This is a genomic window from Streptomyces pratensis (genome assembly GCF_037137275.1).
GTDB classification, from domain to species: Bacteria; Actinomycetota; Actinomycetes; order Streptomycetales; family Streptomycetaceae; genus Streptomyces; species Streptomyces pratensis_B.
This window is the reverse complement of record NZ_JBBBEN010000091.1, coordinates 162,575-180,992: the sequence shown is the minus strand read 5'-3', so window position 1 is coordinate 180,992 and position 18,418 is coordinate 162,575. Positions and strand designations below refer to the sequence as shown.

The 18,418-nt window shown below is 73.6% G+C and carries 13 protein-coding genes; 2 read left to right on the top strand and 11 right to left on the bottom strand.

Features of this window, described 5'->3' with window-relative positions; genetic code table 11:
• Nucleotides 1–347: 347 nt before the first annotated feature.
• On the bottom strand, nt 348–1,355 hold the full coding sequence (locus V9U70_RS16915) for a stage II sporulation protein M (protein ID WP_336676126.1): 1,008 nt from the start codon (nt 1,353–1,355) through the stop codon (nt 348–350).
• Nucleotides 1,356–1,474: 119 nt separating this feature from the next.
• On the opposite strand from V9U70_RS16915, the gene V9U70_RS16910 reads away from it, so the two are divergent.
• Nucleotides 1,475–2,488, top strand: a complete 1,014-nt coding sequence (locus V9U70_RS16910) for an RDD family protein (protein ID WP_336676124.1) — start codon at nt 1,475–1,477, stop codon at nt 2,486–2,488.
• A 131-nt stretch (nt 2,489–2,619) separates the two neighbouring features.
• Here V9U70_RS16910 and V9U70_RS16905 read toward each other — a convergent pair whose 3' ends face one another.
• The 8 genes from V9U70_RS16905 to V9U70_RS16870 all read right to left on the bottom strand — a co-directional run bounded on the left by V9U70_RS16905 (nt 2,620) and on the right by V9U70_RS16870 (nt 11,544).
• On the bottom strand, nt 2,620–3,237 hold the full coding sequence (locus tag V9U70_RS16905) for a hypothetical protein (RefSeq protein ID WP_336676122.1): 618 nt from the start codon (nt 3,235–3,237) through the stop codon (nt 2,620–2,622).
• Nucleotides 3,238–3,398: 161 nt separating this feature from the next.
• Nucleotides 3,399–4,856 (bottom strand): adenosylhomocysteinase, encoded by a 1,458-nt coding sequence (ahcY, locus tag V9U70_RS16900; RefSeq protein ID WP_336676120.1) that lies wholly within the window; start codon nt 4,854–4,856, stop codon nt 3,399–3,401.
• Nucleotides 4,857–5,132: 276 nt separating this feature from the next.
• Nucleotides 5,133–6,128, bottom strand: coding sequence for a cation diffusion facilitator family transporter (locus V9U70_RS16895; RefSeq protein WP_336676119.1), 996 nt, complete (start codon nt 6,126–6,128; stop codon nt 5,133–5,135).
• An 89-nt stretch (nt 6,129–6,217) separates the two neighbouring features.
• Nucleotides 6,218–7,393, bottom strand: a complete 1,176-nt coding sequence (manA, locus tag V9U70_RS16890; RefSeq protein WP_336676116.1) for a mannose-6-phosphate isomerase, class I — start codon at nt 7,391–7,393, stop codon at nt 6,218–6,220.
• Between the two features lie 568 nt (nt 7,394–7,961).
• Complete coding sequence (locus V9U70_RS16885) at nt 7,962–9,098, bottom strand: SIS domain-containing protein (protein ID WP_336676114.1); 1,137 nt, start codon at nt 9,096–9,098, stop codon at nt 7,962–7,964.
• 163 nt (nt 9,099–9,261) lie between these two features.
• The gene (locus V9U70_RS16880) at nt 9,262–9,444 is read right to left on the bottom strand and encodes a Trm112 family protein (RefSeq protein ID WP_336676113.1); all 183 of its coding nucleotides are present in this window, start codon (nt 9,442–9,444) and stop codon (nt 9,262–9,264) included.
• A gap of 251 nt (nt 9,445–9,695) precedes the next feature.
• Complete coding sequence (locus V9U70_RS16875; RefSeq protein WP_336676112.1) at nt 9,696–11,072, bottom strand: phosphomannomutase/phosphoglucomutase; 1,377 nt, start codon at nt 11,070–11,072, stop codon at nt 9,696–9,698.
• A 94-nt stretch (nt 11,073–11,166) separates the two neighbouring features.
• Nucleotides 11,167–11,544: a DUF3499 domain-containing protein gene (locus tag V9U70_RS16870; protein WP_336676111.1), complete on the bottom strand. Its 378-nt coding sequence runs from the start codon at nt 11,542–11,544 to the stop codon at nt 11,167–11,169.
• A 455-nt stretch (nt 11,545–11,999) separates the two neighbouring features.
• Here V9U70_RS16870 and V9U70_RS16865 point away from each other — a divergent pair, with 455 nt between their 5' ends.
• Complete coding sequence (locus tag V9U70_RS16865; RefSeq protein ID WP_336676136.1) at nt 12,000–12,428, top strand: metallopeptidase family protein; 429 nt, start codon at nt 12,000–12,002, stop codon at nt 12,426–12,428.
• 77 nt (nt 12,429–12,505) lie between these two features.
• On the opposite strand, the gene V9U70_RS16860 is transcribed toward V9U70_RS16865, so the two are convergent.
• Both V9U70_RS16860 and V9U70_RS16855 read right to left on the bottom strand, forming a co-directional pair.
• Nucleotides 12,506–14,044 (bottom strand): DUF5719 family protein, encoded by a 1,539-nt coding sequence (locus V9U70_RS16860; RefSeq protein ID WP_336676109.1) that lies wholly within the window; start codon nt 14,042–14,044, stop codon nt 12,506–12,508.
• Entirely contained in the window at nt 14,041–17,913 is a 3,873-nt protein-coding gene (locus V9U70_RS16855) for a glycosyltransferase (protein WP_336676107.1), read from the bottom strand. Before V9U70_RS16855 ends, V9U70_RS16860 begins: the two co-directional genes overlap by 4 nt.
• Between the last annotated feature and the right edge of the window lie 505 nt (nt 17,914–18,418).

The window sequence follows — 18,418 nt, the reverse complement described above, 5'->3', positions numbered from 1 at the left end:
CCCTTTCCGGCGGCTCCAACTTTACCAGACTCTCATTCGTTCCGTTTCCGGTCCGTTTTCGAAATGCTGGTGGCCTGTGGAATGGCCTTGTCTTTCGGCTGATCCGACTTTATCAGAAACATTCGGGCCCGAATAAACGGCTCGATCGATTCGAAGAGAAGAATCAAGTGGCTCGGCGGGATGAACCAGCATCCCCTGCACGAGCGAAATGGATCTTACGCGGCCGTCTCGAACATGTCCAGTCCGAGGCAACCGTTAAAATCTACCTCCCCACAGTCTCCGTGTCAACGGTTCTTGTGGGCGAAGAGGAGACTAGCAGCTCAGCCGGGGCGCGCGCACATCGGCGGTCAGGCCGCGGAGGGGAGTTCGGCACTGCGTTCGACGGCTGCCAGGTCGCCAGTGTCTCCGGCGCGTACCGCGCGGCCGCCCAGGATGTAGACGTACGCCAGAAAAGCCAGTTCAGCGGCGATGCCTATGGTGATCCGGGCCCAGGTCGGCAGTCCGGACGGAGTCACGAATCCTTCGATCAGTCCGGAGACGAAGAGGACGAGGGCCAGGCCGAGGGCCATTCCCAGAGCGGCCCGCCCCTGTTGGGCGAGGGCGGTACGCCTCGACAGAGGCCCCGGGTCGATCACGGTCCACCCGAGGCGGAGCCCCGTGCCGGCGGCCACGAACACCGCGGTGAGTTCGAGCAGGCCGTGCGGGAGGACCAGGCCGAGGAAGACGTCCAGGCGGCCGACGGAGGACATCAGGCCTATGCCGACGGCGAGGTTCAGCATGTTGAGGAAGAGTATCCAGAGCACCGGTATACAGAGGAACGCGCCCAGGACCAGGCACAACGCGGCCGCCTGCGCGTTGTTGGTCCATACCTGCGCCGCGAACGACGCCGCCGGGTGGCTGGAGTAGTAGGTCTCGTACTCCCCTCCCGGCCGGGTCATGCTGCGCAGGTCCTCGGGGGCGGCGATGGCTGCCTGGACCTCGGGGTGGGTGCCGATCCACCAGCCCATCAGCGCCGCCACCGCGATGGAGAGCACCGCGGTGGGCACCCACCAGTGGCGCGAGCGGTAGACGGCCGCGGGGAATCCCGCGGTGAGGAATCGGGTCGCGTCCCGCCAGGACGCTTTACGGGCCCCGGTCACCGTCGAGCGGGCGCGGGCCACGAGCTGGGTGAGGCGGGCGGTGAGAAAGGGGTCCGGAGTGCTCGACTGAATCAGCGAGAGGTGGGTCGCCGTGCGCTGGTAGAGGACGACCAGTTCGTCCGCTTCCGCACCGGTGAGGCGTCGCCCGCGGCGCAGAAGGTGGTCGAGACGGTCCCACTCCGTGCGGTGGGCGGTGACGAAGACGTCGAGGTCCATGGGCGGCTGTTGCTCCAGGCATGGGTGCGTACGGGTCCGTACTACTGCGGCGCGCTGCCGATCAGCTTGGCAGACTGGGCCCGGCTGGGGCGGAGAAGGTCGGCGAAGGGTGGGACCCGATGAGTGAGCTGGTGACCGGGGACGCGGTCGTTCTGGGACTGAGACCGGCGAGGCTGCCGAGCCGGGCTCTTGCGTCGGCGATCGATCTGGCGGTGACCTTGACCGTCTTCCTCCTGATGTCGGTGGTCCTCGGAATCGCCTCCGTCTCCCTGGACGAAGCAGCCGTGGCAGCGATCGGGGTCGCGTCCTTTCTCCTGGTCCTGATCGGTGGGCCGGTGGCGGTCGAGACGCTCAGCCACGGCCGCTCGCTGGGGAAGCTGGCCTGCGGGCTGCGTGTGGTGCGGGACGACGGCGGACCGATCCGGTTCCGGCACGCGCTCGTGCGAGGGGCGATGGGGCTCGTCGAGATCCTCATGACGTTCGGCGCCGTGGCCTCCATCGCTTCCCTGGTGTCGGCGCGGGGCCGTCGGCTCGGCGACGTGTTCGCCGGGACGCTGGTCGTCCGGGAGCGCGTCGCGGCCTCGGGGCGATCCGTCGCCGTGCCGCCGCCCCCGCCCTGGCTGATCGGCCGGTTCTCCCGGCTCGACCTGTCGGCCGTGCCGGACGAGCTCTGGCTCTCGATACGCCAGTACCTGACCCGGATGCAGCAGCTGGACCCGGGTGTGGGCCGTTCGGTCGCGGAAGGGCTGGCCGGCGAGCTGGTGAGACGAACCGGGGCCACACCACCGCAGGGTGTGCCGGCGGCCGCGTTCCTGGCAGGGGTGGTGCATGAGCGGCAGGTGCGGGACGCGCGGCGGGTCTTCGCTCCGGGACACGGGCGACCGTCGACGGCGGTGTCCCCGGCCGGGGGCGCCGGGCCCCATGGGGCCGGAGGGTTCGCCGGTCCCCCCGGCCCGGCCGGGGGCGGGGCGTACTCCGGGCCGGCGTCGTATGTCCCGGCCGTCGGCCGTGGCGGCCAGGACGCCCCCGCGGGCGGGCCCCCTTCGCCGCTTGATTCCGGGGCGGCCGGGGGCGACGGGCCTGGTGAGCAGCGGCGCGGGGGCGCGGGCTCGGGGTTCGCTCCGCCCGGCTGAGGGGGGTCGCCCGGGGCTGCCCGGCCGAGAGCGACCGCCGGTTCCGGTCCGCCCGGCGTGCGGCGGGCCGTCGTGCGAGTGCCGGGCCGCCCGGACCGGTCCGGGTTCGCCGGTGTGTCCCGGGCCTACGGCTACGGGGCGCGGGGCGACGGGGGAGTTTCCAGGTGTTCGAGCTCGATGCCGGGTGCGGCGAGGACCACGTCGCCGGCGATGTGCACGGTGTGCTGTTCACCGGTGTCCAGGGCGCTGACCTGGTATTCGTCCACGGTCAGGGGGCCGTTGTCAGTGGCGTGCGCTTCACTGTTCACCAGAGCCCAGGACTGATCAGTGGTCCGGGGTGCGAGGACCGGGTCCGTGAAGGTGACCACGCGGACGCGGGTCGAGGGGGAAGCGGGGGTGAGGCGCAGGAGACGGGTCATGGACACGAGGAACGCGGGGGACGTACCGGCGAAGGCGTGGGCGCGGACGTTGCCTTCGGTGGCGTGGGCGCCGGTCGGGTCGGTACGGACCCAGGTGACGCCTTCCAGGGCCGCTCCTCGGACCTGCCAGCTCGCGGCATGCAGTTCAAGACGGATGGGGCGCCCCAGTTCGTCCAGAGCGAGGTCGACGGAGCCGAGGTGGTCACCCGAGGGGGACGTGGTCTGGGAGACGTAGCGCCAGCCGGAGGGGCCGGGGGCGCAGTGGAAGTGTTCTTCACCGAGGGGGGTGTGATCGTGAAGGTCGTGGAGCGAATACCTACCGCGGGGCATGGGGTCCTTCAGGTTCCTCGGGCTGTGCGGGGGCGGTAACGGGAGCAGGCCCCCGGCACGGGGGTGCGGGGGCCTGCGCTCGGTTCTGCCGCTATGGGCCGTGACGCCGCCTGGCGTCCGGGAGGCCGGGCCTTCCGGACGCCGGGCGGGTCGGGCCGGGATCAGTAGCGGTAGTGGTCGGACTTGTAGGGGCCTTCGACCTTCACGCCGATGTACGACGCCTGCTCGGGGCGGAGCGTGGTCAGCTTGACGCCCAGGGCGTCGAGGTGGAGGCGGGCGACCTTCTCGTCCAGGTGCTTGGGCAGCACGTAGACGTCGGTCGGGTACTCCTGCGGCTTCGTGAACAGCTCGATCTGCGCCAGCGTCTGGTCGGCGAAGCTGTTGGACATCACGAACGAGGGGTGGCCCGTCGCGTTGCCCAGGTTCAGCAGGCGGCCCTCGGACAGCACGATGAGGACCTTGCCGTCCGGGAAGGTCCAGGTGTGGACCTGCGGCTTGACCTCGTCCTTCACGATCCCGTCGATCGCCGCGAGACCGGCCATGTCGATCTCGTTGTCGAAGTGGCCGATGTTCCCCACGATGGCCTGGTGCTTCATCCGGGCCATGTCCGAGGCCATGATGATGTCCTTGTTGCCCGTGGTCGTGACGAAGATGTCCGCCTGCTCCACCACGTCGTCCAGGGTGGCGACCTGGTAGCCGTCCATCGCGGCCTGCAGCGCGCAGATCGGGTCGATCTCCGTGATGATGACGCGGGCGCCCTGGCCGCGCAGCGACTCCGCGCAGCCCTTGCCCACGTCGCCGTAGCCGCACACGACGGCGGTCTTGCCGCCGATCAGGACGTCGGTGGCGCGGTTGATGCCGTCGATGAGGGAGTGGCGGCAGCCGTACTTGTTGTCGAACTTCGACTTCGTCACCGCGTCGTTCACATTGATCGCGGGGAACAGGAGGGTCCCGTCACGGTGCATCTCGTACAGGCGGTGGACGCCGGTGGTGGTCTCCTCTGTGACTCCGCGGATCTCCGACGCCAGCTGCGTCCACTTCTGCGGCGCCTCGCCCAGCGTGCGGTTCAGCAGCGTCAGGATCTGCGCGTACTCCTCGCTGTCCGCCGTCGACGGGTCGGGGGCAGCCCCGGCCTTCTCGAACTCGACGCCCTTGTGGACCAGGAGGGTGGCGTCACCGCCGTCGTCCAGGATCATGTTCGGGCCGCCGGTGGGCGTGTTCGGCCAGGTCAGCGCCTGCTCCGTGCACCACCAGTACTCCTCCAGCGTCTCGCCCTTCCAGGCGAAGACCGGGACGCCCGCGGGGGCGTCGGGAGTGCCGTTCGGGCCGACCGCGATCGCCGCGGCCGCGTGGTCCTGGGTCGAGAAGATGTTGCAGGAGGCCCACCGGACCTCCGCGCCGAGCGCGACCAGCGTCTCGATCAGCACGGCCGTCTGCACTGTCATGTGCAGCGAGCCGGTGATCCGGGCGCCGGCCAGCGGCTGGGCCGCGGCGTACTCCTTGCGGATCGACATCAGGCCGGGCATCTCGTGCTCGGCGAGGGTGATCTCCTTGCGGCCGAAGGCGGCGAGGGAGAGATCGGCGACCTTGAAGTCCTGGCCATGGGTGACCGTCGTCATAACGGGCTGCTCCTCGTGAAGGGTCGAGGTGGGCTTGTCTCTGGGCTGGCTCTGCGGCGGCACGGGCACACGAATGCCCGGGTGTCCGCAGTGCAGTCCGTCGGAGGCCCTCTCTCCCTCGCCCGGCCCGCTCCGCGGACCGATCGACCGCCATCAGCAGCGACGTCTGTATGCGTATCCGAATCTACACCGAACGGCCCAGCGAGCCCCAGCCCGTACGTGAAGCCGGGCGCGTGTGAGGGGTCACCGGGCCGAACGGGGCCGGTGTGCGGTGGGTCAGTGGCCGGAACCCTTCGGGGCTGGGCCTGCGTCCGCGCCCGCGCCTGTGCTCGTACCCGGGGCGGTGCCGGGCGCGGCGGCCTCGGTGTTGTAGATGTCCGGCTCCAGGTAGATGACCCGGGCGATCGGGACGGCGTCGCGGATGCGGCTCTCGGCGGCGTCGATGGCATGGGCGATCTCGGCGGCCGTGTCGTCGTGCTGGACCGCGATCTTGGCGGCGACCAGCAGTTCCTCGGGGCCGAGGTGGAGGGTGCGCATGTGGATGATGCCGGTGACGGTGTCGCCGTCGACCACGGCCGCCTTGATCTTCTCGACGTCCTCGATGCCGGCGGACTCCCCGAGCAGCAGGGACTTCGTCTCGGCGGCGAGGACGATCGCGATGATGATCAGCAGGATGCCGATGCAGAGAGTGCCGATGCCGTCCCAGACGCCGTTGCCGGTGGCGAGGGCCAGGCTGACGCCCGCGAGCGCCAGGACCAGGCCGACGAGCGCGCCGAGGTCCTCCAGGAGGACGACCGGAAGCTCGGGGGCCTTCGCACGGCGGACGAACTGGGTCCAGGAGAGGTTGCCGCGGGTCTGGTTGGACTCCTTGATCGCCGTACGGAAGGAGAAGATCTCGGCGATGATCGCGAAGACCAGGACGCCGACCGGCCAGTACCAGGCCTCGATCTCGTGCGGGTGCTGGATCTTCTCGTAGCCCTCGTACACGGCGAACATGCCGCCGACCGAGAAGAGGACGATGGAGACGAGGAACGCGTAGATGTAGCGCTCGCGGCCGTAGCCGAAGGGGTGCTGGGGCGTGGCTTCGCGTTGGGCCTTCTTGCCGCCGAGCAGCAGCAGCCCCTGGTTGCCCGAGTCGGCGAGCGAGTGGACGCTCTCCGCGAGCATCGACGAGGAGCCACTGAAGAGGAACGCTACGAATTTGGCCACGGCGATCGAGAGGTTGGCGACGAGTGCCGCCATGATCGCCTTGGTTCCGCCTGACGCGCTCATGAGTGCGTGGGTGTCCCTTCCTCGGTGCGTGGCCTGTGCCGCCGCGGTAAGGCGGCACATTGTTGCAGTCGCCGCGGTGGCCGGGGGCGTCAGACGGCCACGGTGGCTCGGAAGAGTGTGCCCGGTCCGGCGGCGTCGACCGCTTCGCCGGCCGGTACGTAGACCGACTCCCCCGGGTGCAGGTCGAGCGCGCCGGCCCGTACGGTCCCCGCGGTGCAGAGCAGGATCTGCGGGGCGGGGGCGGTGAGCTCGGCGGGTGTCGCGCCGGCGGCGAGGATGTACCGGGAGAGGACGAACTCGTCGACGGGCGTCTCGTACCGCTCCTCGCCCGACGGGTCCGCCTCCGGGCGCAGTACGCCGGGTTCGGTGGCCTCGAAGCGGACGATCCGCAGGAGTGCGGGTACGTCGATGTGCTTGGGGGTGAGGCCGCAGCGCAGCACGTTGTCCGAGCTGGCCATGATCTCGACGCCGAGACCGTCGAGGTAGGCGTGCGGGACGCCCGCGCCGAGGAAGAGGGCTTCGCCGGGCTGGAGTTCCACGTGGTTCAGCAGCATCGCCGCCAGCACACCGGGGTCGCCGGGGAAGTGGTGGGCGATGCGGGCGTACAGGGTGTGGGCGCCGCCGAGGCGTTCGGCGGCGGCGGCCGCCTCCTCCACGGTTTCCGCCGTCTTTGCCGGGTCGGCGCTGAGGATCGCCGTGAGCGTCTCCCGGAGGGCGGCCTCTTCGGGGTGGGCGCGGAGCAGGTCCACGTACGGCTTGAGGGAGTCGACTCCGAGCGCTTCCATCGTGTCGGCCGCCTCGGTCGGCCTGCGGAAACCGCACAGCCCGTCGAAGGGGGTGAGGGCGCAGATCAGCTCGGGCTTGTGGTTCCCGTCCCGGTAGACGCGGTGCGGGGCGTCCATCGGGACGCCTCGTGCCTCCTCGTCCGCGAAACCGTCGCGCGCCTGGTCCGGGTTCGGATGGACCTGGAGGGAGAGGGGGGCTCCGGCGGCGAGGAGCTTGAGGAGGAAGGGGAGGCGGGGGCCGAACCGGGCGACGGCGGCGGCGCCGAGCTCCCCTTCCGGGTCGGCGGCGATGACGTCGGTGAGGGCGGTCTCCGTCTCCCCGGTCGTGGTGGTGCGGGTGACGCGCGAGGGGGCTCCGGGGTGGGCGCCCATCCACATCTCGGCCTGTGGCTCGCCAGTGGGCCGGGTGCCGAGCAGGGCGGGGATGGCCGTGGTGGACCCCCAGGCGTAGGGGCGCACGGTGTTGGACAGCCGGTCCATGAGAATCGTCCTCGGGTGGGGCGGGCGGGAACGGTCGCCGGCAGGATCGCCGGGCCCTGGTTTCCCGGTTTACAGGTTTACGGGTCAGCTTGCACGCGGCAGGTTGCGGGAGTCGGGTTGCCGGGTGGAGACGGCGTTGCGGGCGGGTGCCGGGGAGTTCCGCTCGTGGGGTGGGGGCCGGGGTGGCCTCCCTGCGCAGGGTGGGGGCCGAAGTCGCGTCCGGCGTTCCGCCCGCCGCGCGCGAGCCGGTGCCGGGCCCGTCCGCAGAGAGGGGCGTGGCGGGCCGGGGCCGGCTTCCGTCCGCCGGGCGCGGGTCGGCGTCGGCCCCTCGGACGAGGGCGGACCCGGCGGACGGAATGGGGGCGGGGCATGGGCGGCGGCGGACCGGTACGACCGGTACGGGCTGATGCGGAAGGCTGCCGCCCCCGTGAGGGACGGCCTCCGCATCCCGCCGGGTACGGAGGCCGCTGGCCCCGCACCCGGCCGGACGGGACCGGGGCCAGGCCGCCGCACCCTCCGCGACGTGCTGCGGACGGCGCGCGCCCATGAGGGCAGGGGCGGCGGGGCCTCAGGGGCGGGGCGCCGAGGCCAGGGAGAGGTAGACCGCTGCGAAGTCGGTGATCGCGAGCAGCTCGGCGAGGGTCTCCAGTTCGCCGCCCTCCTCCGGTTCCAGTTCGCTGACCGGCGTGTCATGGCCGAGCGCCAGCTCCCGGGCCGCCGGGTAGGCGCTGAGGCCTCCCGTGGGGCGGTCCCGGAGGAGGACGACCCGGGCCCTCAGTGTCTCGCCTTCGTCGACGCGGTCGCGGAAGAAGTCGTCGGGGTCGGCGCCGGCCGCGAAGTCCCCGGTCAGCAGCGTGCCGTGGGAGGGCAGCGCCTCGGGGAGCTCCGCGGCGAGGGCGGGGCGGCCGGCGAGTTCGGACAGGACGGCGGCGAAGCGGCGTCCCACCGGGCCCGCGGCGTCGCCCTCCGTCCACAGCAGCGGCAGGCTGTCCGCCAGTTCGGCGGCGAGCGTCTTGGCCGGGTTGCTGTACGTGGCGACGGTCGGGCCGCAGCGTTCGGCGGTGCGGTCCAGGCGGTCCGCCGCCTTCTGCAACTCCTCTGCGGGCGCGTTCACCAGGCCCACCCGGTCGAGGAGGGCCAGCAGGGGGGTGAGGAGAGCCCACAGGGTGCCGGGGCCGGCCGCCGAGGTCTCCGCGTCGTACTCGCCGTGCGGGGCAGCCGCCATCGGGACGACCAGGCCGTGCACCCCGTCGACCGCCTCGCGCAGCGGCGAGCGGGTGGGGGCGACGGCGACGACGGTGCAGCCGCGGCGGTAGGCCTGCTCGGCGAGCAGGGCGAGGCCCGGTTCGGAGCCGTCGGCCGTCGTGATGAGGAGCAGGTCCACGGACCCGGCCCAGCCGGGCAGGGCCCAGCGCAGCGCACCCGCGGCCGGGGCGACGCCCGTGGGGTGGATGCGTACGACGGGGGCGGCCGCCCCCGCCAGCGCGCCGATCAGGTCCGCGACGCCGGACGCCGCGGTCCCGGGGCCCGCGACGAGCACGGCGCGGGGCCGGCCCTCCGGGGTCAGACCGCCGATGCCCGCCTCAGCGGCGTGCCGGGCGGCGGTGCGCACCCGCGCCCCGGCCTCGGCCGCGCCGCGGAGGAGGCCGCGGCGGTCGGCTCGGGCGAGGGCTTCCGGGGCGTCGAGCAAGGACTCGTCGAACATGGCGGTGGGCCTTTCGATCACCGGGCGGGGTGCGTGCTGCGGCGTGCCCGCCGGGGCGGATGCGGGAGCGGGCGCGGAGACGGTGTGCTGCGCCCGCCTCCGGTCGTCGGACCCGGTGGTCCCACGTCGTACGACGTGGGAGCCGTTCGCGCGTCGCTCCCGGTCAGGCGGGGCGGCGGGCCTCGTCGACGAGCAGTACCGGAATGCCGTCCCGCACCGGGTAGGCCAGGCCGCAGTCGGCACCGGTGCAGACCAGCTCGGGGCTGTCGGCCGACGAACGGTCGTCGAGCGGGGAGTGGCAGGCCGGGCAGGCCAGGATCTCCAGGAGGCCGGCTTCGAGCGGCATGGGGCGAGTCCCTTCGAGCATGCGTGTCCAGATCCGCGTGGATCAGGCCTCGTCAGCCTACCGCCGGGGTCGCGGGGACGCGGCCCCGGCGGGGGCGCGAAACGGGGAGACAGTCGTCGGGGCGACCGGGGCGGCGATGTCCGCGACCGGCCCGGTCTGCTTCCCCGCACATCTGCCCGCCTCGCAGCCCGTTCCTCGGCGCCCCAGCTCCTCGGCACTCCGACTCCTCGGCACGCCGGCTCGTCAGTGCCTCAGCCGGTACGGATCAGCGCCAGCACCTCGTCGCGTACCGCCGTCATCGTCGCCTCGTCCCGCGCCTCGACGTTCAGGCGCAGAAGGGGTTCGGTGTTCGAGGCGCGGAGGTTGAACCACCAGTCGGCGGACGTGACGGTGAGGCCGTCCAGCTCGTCGAGGGCGGTGTCGTCGCGGGTGCCGTACATCTTCTTGGCCAGGGCCAGGCTGGCGGTCTGGTCGGCGACGGTGGAGTTGATCTCGCCGGAGCCAGCGTACCGGTCGTACTCGGCGACGAGGCGGGACAGCGTGCCGTCCTGGCCGCCCAGCGCGGCCAGGACGTGGAGGGCCGCGAGCATGCCCGTGTCGGCGTTCCAGAAGTCGCGGAAGTAGTAGTGGGCCGAGTGCTCGCCGCCGAAGATCGCACCGTGCTCGGCCATCTCGGTCTTGATGAAGGAGTGCCCGACCCGGGTGCGGACGGGGGTGCCGCCGTTCTCGCGGACCACCTCGGGGACGGACCAGGAGGTGATCAGGTTGTGGATGACGGTGCCCGTGCCCCCGTTCCGAGCCAGTTCGCGGGCGGCGACCAGGGCGGTGATCGCGGAGGGGGAGACGCCCTCGCCCCGCTCGTCGACGACGAAGCAGCGGTCGGCGTCGCCGTCGAAGGCGAGGCCGAGGTCGGCGCCCTCGGCCAGGACACGCGCCTGGAGGTCGACGATGTTCTTCGGGTCGAGGGGGTTGGCCTCGTGGTGCGGGAAGGCGCCGTCCAGTTCGAAGTACATCGGCACGAGGTCGAGCGGGAGGCCGGAGAAGACCGTGGGGACGGTGTGGCCGCCCATGCCGTTGCCGGCGTCCACGACGACCTTCAGAGGCCGGATCGCCGTGAGGTCGACCAGTCCCAGGAGGTGGGCCGCGTAATCGGTCAGGGTGTCGCGTTCGGTGATCGTGCCGGGGGCGAGCCCCTCAGCGGCGCGTGGGGCGCCCCCCTGCTCCGACCACTGCTCGACGAGGGTGCGGATCTCGGTGAGGCCGGTCTCCTGGCCGACGGGGGCGGCTCCCGCACGGCACATCTTGATGCCGTTGTACTGCGCCGGGTTGTGCGAGGCCGTGAACATCGCCCCGGGCAGGTCCAGCGCCCCCGACGCGTAGTACAGCTGGTCCGTCGAGCAGAGGCCGATGAGCGTGACGTCCACGCCCCGGGCCGCAGCGCCCCGGGCGAACGCACCGGCGAGCCCCGGTGACGTGGGGCGCATGTCGTGGCCGATCACGATCGCGTCGGCGGCCGTGACCTGGACGAACGCGGCTCCGAAGAGCTCGGCCAGCGAGGCGTCCCACTGGTCGGGCACTACTCCCCGCACGTCGTACGCCTTCACGAGCTGCGACAGATCAGCAACCACGGCTGGTCCTCCTGGGTCTGAGCGGACCGCCCAAACTACCGGGCCGGGCAGGGCCCCAGGAGTCGGCCCCTGGCCTCGGACGCCGGAACCGGCTTCAGGAATCGGGGGAGCGCAGCACCCGCAGGTGACCGCGGCGGGCCACTTCCACCGGGTCGGCGGAGCGCGGACCGCGTTCCCCGCCCTCCGGGCCCCGCTCGGGGGGGCGGGCCGCTTCGCGGACCGCGTTGGCGAGTGCTTCGAGGTCGTCGCCGCTGGGGTGCGCCGGCGCGGAGCCGTCGGAGAGCCGCACCACTTCCCAGCCGCGTGGCGCGGTCAGCCGCTCACTGTGTTCGGCGCAGAGGTCGTAGCAGTGGGGCTCGGCGTAGGTGGCGAGCGGGCCGAGGACCGCAGTCGAGTCGGCATAGACGTACGTCAGTGTCGCGACGGCAGGGCGGCCGCACGCGGTGCGCGAACAGCGACGTACAGGGCTCACGATGTTGGACGGTACCGCACTCTTGAGCGGGCTGCGACGACGCGGGCCCGGGCAGCCTCACCGTGTCGCCCTGTGACCTGCGGCACAGCCGACATCCGGGCGGCTCGTGCGACCTGCGTCGAAGCGGCCAAGCGGTGGTCGTGGGCCGGCCCCGCCGGTCGGGGGCGGGGCGGCCCGGAGGACGGGTGGACTCTCGGCGATCGCACACGGGGCCGGAAATGGGCACAACCTTGGCCGGAATGCTCGACTTTGGACCACCGGAACGGGGCGGCAGCCCTTCGGGCGCCGGTGCGCCCGCCCTCTCCGCGCCCCGGCTCCTGCTCCTCGCCCCGGCTCAGGGCCCGGACCGTCCGGGCATCCGGCGTCCCGGCCGCTCCCCCGGGGCCGGCCCGTACGGGGCCGACGTCCCCATCTCCACGGGCGGCCCGGTCCCGGAGCGTTACGCTGCGTCGGTGATGGACAGCTCCGTACCCACCCCCCCGTTCGAACCGCGGCCCCGCCGTCGCGACCGGCACGGCCGCGGTATGCGCGGACCGGTCGCGCCGCCGCAGGTGCCGTTGTCGGTCAGCCGGGGGGAGACCTTCCGCGATCTGGTGCGGGACTCGGTGGAGCGACTGGAGCGGCGCTGGCCCCAGTTGGCCGAGGTCGACTTCGTCGTCCTCGACGTGCCCAGCACTCCGGAGGAGACCGTTCCGCTCGGCAGCGCCCTCCCCGCGGCCAAGGGGCGCACCGCTCAGATCGTCGTCTACCGGCGTCCGGTCGAGATCCGCACCAAGAGCCGCGACGAGCGTTCCCTGCTCGTGCACGAGGTCGTCGTCGAGCAGGTCGCGGAGCTGCTGGGGCTGGCCCCCGAGTCGGTCGATCCCCGGTACGGGCAGGACTGAGGGCAGGGCCGGTGAGTGCCCGGCCCTGATCGTCCGGGCCCTTCGGGACCGTCCGGGACCGGAGGGCCCGGACGGTCTCAGTCGGCCAGGACCGAGAGGTCCTGCCGGGCGGACGGGACCTCGACCGTGCCGCCGTCGTCGGCGAGGGTCTGCACGGTGAACATCAAGACCCCGTCCTTGGTGCGGGCCATGGTGCGGGAGGCGTGGACCGGGCCGCCGGAGGTCGTCTCGACGGTCAGCGCGTAGGCGCCCTTGAGCCCGTCCGGGGCCTTCGGCTCGACGGCGAGCGTCGTGCCGCTCTTGACGGTGTACGTCTCCACGGCAGCTTCGCCGCCGCCGCTGCCCGCCGACGTGGTGACCTTGACGCGTGCCGTGTCCCCCGGGGCGGTCAAGGAGAGCGTCGAGCCCTCGGCCCTGTTGTCCGCGACGCTCGCCCGGGCGCCGATGGGGCCGGTGGCCGGGAGGTAGGCGACCTCCTGCTTGTCGCCGCTGCCGCGGACCACGCGCAGCGCGGCCACGATCGGGGTCGCACGCTTCTTCTGCACGGGGCTCAGGCGCAACGAGCCCGGCTCGCCGCGGGTGACGGCCTTCAGGTCGACGACGGCCGTCATCGACGACTTGATGTGCAGGGTGGCGTTGCCCGCCGGGGAGAACGTCGCGTTCTTCCCCATGAGCTCGACCTTCACCTCCGCGTCGTCCTCGCCGGGCGCGAACGCCACCAGCTGCACGGAGGCGGCGTCGGCCGGGACGCCGGGCAGCACGAGGGTGGCGGAGGGCTCGTCGGAGGCGCTGATCCAGTCGCTGCCGGAGGCGTCGTCGGCGCTCATGACGACCGCGCCGATCCGCCCGGAGCGGGTGGTGACGTGGACGGTCAGCTGGTCGACGGCCTCGGGGGTGAGGGTGGACAGCAGGAGCGCCGTGCTCGAACGGGCGGGCACGGTGATGCCGTCGGCGACATCGGAGTCGAGGGGGCCCTCGGGGCCGAACAGCTCGATGTCGGCCACGGCCGCGGCGTCGTCGGGGTTGGTGAGGTGGATGTAGTCCTGGCGGGACTTCGCGGTGCTCGCGCCCGGGAACCAGAAGTCCGTGTCGGGGGCGGTGCAGGTGACTCCGAGGAGGCCGCGGGCCCCGCCCGCGGTGATCTCGGTGGTCTGCTGGGCGGTCCAGCCGGGGGCCAGCCGGCCGGTGGCCGTGCCGACGAGGGCCGGGGCGTCGGAGCCGTCCGCCTCGGCGACGACCGGCTTCCCGGGCTCCTTCACGGCGAGGAACGGCTTGTCGGCCTTCTCCTGCGCCTTCTTCGCCGCTTCCTCCGCCTTCGCGGCCTTCTTCGGGTCGGTCTCGTCCTCGGCGTCCACGATCGGCAGGGCGGGCTTCAGCTCGGCTGCGGCCTCGGCGTCGCCGCCCTTCCCCGCCGGGGTGAACGCGGTGTACTGCGTCTGCGCCAGATCGGACCCGCTGGGCGTGGGACAGACCAGGCTGGAGCGTTCGACCGGCAGCAGCGAGGTGGCTCCCGCGGCGGGCGCCGCCGGTCCTTCGGGCGCGGCGACCGAGGCGAAGCCGGTGATGGCGGCCAGCGCGACGGCGCCGGCGATCAGGGACAGGTGGGTGGACTTCACTCGGACTCGCCTCGCGATGCGTTGCCGGACGGCCACGGGGCCTGGCCCGGGGCCGGGGGGTCGACGTGTTCGCCGCTCCCGGAGTGCTGGCCGGGGTGCGGGTACGGGGGCTGCTGTGCCTGCTGCCGGCCGGTGTACGGGCCGTACGCGTCGTACCCGCCCTGCTCGTCGTACTGCTGGGCGTACGGGTCCTGGACGCCGTAGCCGCCCTGGTCGCCGTAGCCCGGATAGCCCGCGTCCTGCTGGTGCGGATGCCCCTGGTGCGGTTGCTGCTGGGCGTACGGGTCCGCCTGGTACGGGGCGTAGTAATCGGCGCCCTGCGGCTGCTGCCCGGCCCACTCGCCGTACTCGCCGTACTGCTGCTGCGGGATGGGCGCGTAGCCCCCGGTGGCCTCCTGCGGGTCGTGCGCCGGGGCGTGCGCCGCGTCGTGGCCGGCATACGGGTCGGCGGTCTGCTGGGCGGGGATGTACTCCCCGGGATACGCGGCGTCCGGGCCGTGGTGGCTGCTCGGGCCGTGGCCGTCGGTTCCTTCGCCGGCCGTGCCGTCGTCGGGCCTGCGGCCGTCCTCGGCCTCCTCCGCGGCGGCCGCCGCCTCGGCCTGGGCCGCGGCGCGCAGCCTGCGGGCCCGGCGGCCCTCGCCGTCGACCGGCTCCGCGGCCACGGCGAGCGCCTCCTCGGGCAGGTCGTCGTCGATGTCCCGGCGGCGACCCGGCAGAGCCATGATCACCAGGAGGACGGCGAGCCCGGCCTGCGCCCAGATCCAGGCGGTGTGCGTGAGGGGGGCCTCGTAGGTGAGATCCAGGCGGCCCCCGTCCGCGGGAAGCTCGAAACCCTGGGCCCAGCCGTCGACGGTCCTGCGGGGCAGCGGTGCGCCGTCCAGCGTGGCGTGCCAGCCCGCATCGGCGGCGTCGGCGATCCGCAGGACCCGGCCCGCCTCGCCGGCCGGGATCTCGGAGTGGGCCTCGACGGGCCCGGACCCGACGGGAAGGTGTTCGCCCTCCCCGGACGCCGGGGCGATCATGACGCGGGCGACCTGGCGGTCCACCCTCCACAGGGCGCTGCCGTCCAGCTGGCTGAGGCGGCTGAGACCGGGGGTCGCGTCGAGGACCCGGCTCATCTGGCGCGGCGCTCCGTCGCGTACGAGGACGTAGCGGACGGCGAAGCCGCTGAGCTGGCCGCCCTGGTCCGCGCCGGAGCCGGCGACCAGATTGGCGACGACCTTGTCGAGGTGGCTGTTGCCGCCGACCGCCTCGGTCAGTTCACCGTCGCCGAGGCGGGCTCCGGAGCCGCGGACCAGGCTGTACGCCACGGAGTCGGGCGAGGCGCCGCCGAGGACGAGGGTGCGCGGCTGGTCCCGGGTGGTGCTCTCCTCCGCGACGAACGCGGGCACCTGCACGGGGTCGCGGCGCTCCAGAGGGCCGTCCGCGCCGCCGATCATCCAGCCGATCGCGGCCAGCACGGGGGCGACCGCGGCGGCCAGGGCGATCAGCGCGGCGACGGGCTGGCGCCAGCCGAAGCTCTGCTCCGCGACCCGGATGCGCGCGCCGTCCGCCCCCACCAGGGCGGCGGCGATCAGCGCGGCGCCGTACACCAGGGTGGCGGGCCCCGCCCAGGCCGATCCGTTGGCGAGGACCGCGCAGAGCAGTCCGACGAGCGCGACCGCCCAGGCGGTGCGGACGGCGAGCTGCCGCTCCCCGCGCAGCAGGGCGGCGAGCGCCGCCAGCACGATGCCCAGGAGCAGGACGCCGCCCGCGGCGCCCGGTCCGCCGGGGCTGATGCCGAGCAGGTCGAGGGCGGAGGCTGTGCCGGCGCCGATGTCCAGGCCCGCTTCCCGGAAGAAGGCGGAGGGGTCTGTCAGGAGGGTGAGCGACCACGGCGCGAGGACCAGGACCGGGGTGCCGACGGCGGCGAGGAAGCGGAGCGCGTAGGCCGCGATGTCGCGGCGGCGCAGCACCAGCACACCGAGTTGGAGGATCACCGCGAGGGGCCAGATGATCGGGGTGAACGCCGTCGCGAAGGTCAGCAGCAGGGTGTACGCCCAGGTGGCGCGCCAACTGCCGCGCTCCCCGGCGGCGCTGTCTGCGCGCAGCCCGTGGGCGGCGACGCCCGCGCGGGCGATCAACGGGAGCAGGACGAGGAGGACGGCGGTGCCGATGCGACCGGTGGCCAGGGCCCCGGTCGCGGCGGGCAGGAAGGCGTACGCGACGCTCGCCCAGGCCCGCAGCAGCCGCGACGGGAGCAGCGGCCGGGTGGCGAAGTAGGCGGTGAGCCCGGCCAGCGGGATCGAGCAGACCAGCAGCACGCTGACGGCGAGGCCGGTGGAGCCGAGGAACAGGCCCGACAGGGCGGCGAGCAGGGCGAGATAAGGCGGCGCGGGCTGGGTGCCGCCGGTCCCGACGGTGTGCCAGGCGTCCGCGTACCGGCCCCAGAGCGCGCCGATGTCGTCGGGTGCGGGCAGCAGCGCGCCGCCCGCCAGCGCGCCGCCGGTGAACAGGTTGCGGCAGGCCACCAGGGAGACGGCGAGCAGCAGGGCGAAGAGGATCGGTCCGGGCTTGCGGCCGATGCGCTTGAGGCGGGCGAACTGGTCGACTTCGAGGAAGTCCGCGTCGTCGCCGCCGGGGCCGGACTCGACGGCGCCGTGCCGTGAACCGCCGGCGTCGGCCTCCGCGCGGACGCCGAAGTCGCCCGCGATCTGGTCGACGGTGGCCCGGACGGTCGCGCCGGGCGGTGGGAAGAGGGCGCGCAGCTCGGCGGCGTCGATGACGCCCCTGCCCCGGGCGCGGCGCGCGGCGAGGATGCGGCCGGGGCGCAGGAGGGCGCCCAGGAGACCGGTGACCTCGTCGAGGGCCTGGCCGGGCACCTTGCCGACGAGGTAGGCGAGGGTGCGCAGCAGGGTGCCGACGACGAGCCGGAGCAGCACCCAGGGCAGGGCCTTGCCGCGGGCGTTGACGAGCATCGTGTAGGCCGCGCCCGCCTTGTCGACGCGGTGGGGGCTGACGACCGAGCGGCCCGCGCAGTCGATGGGACGGCGCTCGCGTGCGGAGGCCTCTGCGTGCCGCAGGACCGCGTCCGGGGCGACGAGGACCCGGTGGCCGGCGAGGTGGGCCCGCCAGCACAGGTCGACGTCGTCGCGCATCAGGGGGAGGCCGCGGTCGAAGCCGCCCAGCTCCTCGAAGACGTCACGGCGGATCAGCATGCCGGCGGAGGAGACGGACAGGACGGTACGGACCTGGTCGTGCTGGCCCTGGTCCTGCTCGCGGCGGTCCAGGCCGGTCCAGCGGCGTCCGCTGTCGGCGATGGAGACGCCGACTTCGAGGAGTTGCTTGCGGTCGTACCAGCCGCGCAGCTTGGGTCCGACGATCGCGGCGTGCCGGTCGGTGTCCACGACGCGCAGCATCTCGGCGAGGGCGTCCGGCTCGGGGGCGCAGTCGTCGTGCAGCAGCCAGAGCCACTGGACCGGTTCGCCGTGCGGCAGCTCCGGGAGGTCGTAGTTCTCGTCCGTCCAGGTCCGGCTGACGGGGTCCCAGCCGCCGGGCCGCTTGAGGTACGGCAGATCGTCCGGGGTCAGGGCCCCGGCTGTTCGGACCGCTTCCTCGACGGCCGTGCCGAAGCTCGTACGGCGTGCGAGGTGCAGGACGCGTTCGCCGCCGAGCGCCTCTGTGACCAGCCGGGCGGAGTCGTCCGCACTGCCGGTGTCGGCGGCGACGACGTTCTGGACGGGGCGTTCCTGCCCGAGCAGCCCGGCCAGCACGTCGGGCAGCCAGCGGGCGCCGTCGTGGGAGACGAGCACGGCGGTGACGACGTGCCGGGGGAACTCTGGGGCGGCGGCGGCCGCGTTCGGCGCCGCCGAGTGGCTGTGCACGGACATCGAGGTACGGGCCCTCCGGCCGGGTCCGGGGGCGTATCCCCCCGCGGGCTGCATCGGTGTACACGCGCGCCCTGGCGGGGCGTTGGCGCATCTCGGACGGGGCCCCACACTAACGGTACGGACACGGAGCGGGGCCCCGAGCGGTGGCGGGGGCCGGGCGCGGACCTGCCGACGGCCCGTCGCCCGAGCCCCGGGAGAGGCGTGGGCGAACGGGCCGTCGAGGGCGGCGGGCGCCGGCGAGGTGACGGCGCGGGGCCGTGGCCGCCGTGCGGCGGGGACGCGGGGCCGGCGCGGGGTTGGTTCCGGGCGGCCGGGGCGGTCTGTCCGATGCCCTGCCGGCGGCGGTCGGGCCGGCGCGGGCCGCGGGGGCGGCTGCCGGGTGGCGGTCGCAGCGGGCCCCGGTCGGCTGCTGGAGAGTCGCCGGACGACGGTCCGGGCGACTGTGGGGCGGGCGCCGGCCCTTCGACGGGCCACCGCAGAGCGGCGGTGGCGCGGTCGGCCCGGG

What these genes read in the sequence shown, in the direction of transcription:
- V9U70_RS16910 (WP_336676124.1), top strand. Translation starts at nt 1,475, where the DNA reads ATGAGTGAGCTGGTGACCGGGGACGCGGTCGTTCTGGGACTGAGACCG.
- V9U70_RS16905 (WP_336676122.1), bottom strand. Translation starts at nt 3,237, where the DNA reads ATGCCCCGCGGTAGGTATTCGCTCCACGACCTTCACGATCACACCCCC.
- V9U70_RS16855 (WP_336676107.1), bottom strand. Translation starts at nt 17,913, where the DNA reads ATGTCCGTGCACAGCCACTCGGCGGCGCCGAACGCGGCCGCCGCCGCC.
- ahcY (WP_336676120.1), bottom strand. Translation starts at nt 4,856, where the DNA reads ATGACGACGGTCACCCATGGCCAGGACTTCAAGGTCGCCGATCTCTCC.
- V9U70_RS16885 (WP_336676114.1), bottom strand. Translation starts at nt 9,098, where the DNA reads ATGTTCGACGAGTCCTTGCTCGACGCCCCGGAAGCCCTCGCCCGAGCC.
- V9U70_RS16895 (WP_336676119.1), bottom strand. Translation starts at nt 6,128, where the DNA reads ATGAGCGCGTCAGGCGGAACCAAGGCGATCATGGCGGCACTCGTCGCC.
- V9U70_RS16915 (WP_336676126.1), bottom strand. Translation starts at nt 1,355, where the DNA reads ATGGACCTCGACGTCTTCGTCACCGCCCACCGCACGGAGTGGGACCGT.
- manA (WP_336676116.1), bottom strand. Translation starts at nt 7,393, where the DNA reads ATGGACCGGCTGTCCAACACCGTGCGCCCCTACGCCTGGGGGTCCACC.
- V9U70_RS16880 (WP_336676113.1), bottom strand. Translation starts at nt 9,444, where the DNA reads ATGCCGCTCGAAGCCGGCCTCCTGGAGATCCTGGCCTGCCCGGCCTGC.
- V9U70_RS16865 (WP_336676136.1), top strand. Translation starts at nt 12,000, where the DNA reads ATGGACAGCTCCGTACCCACCCCCCCGTTCGAACCGCGGCCCCGCCGT.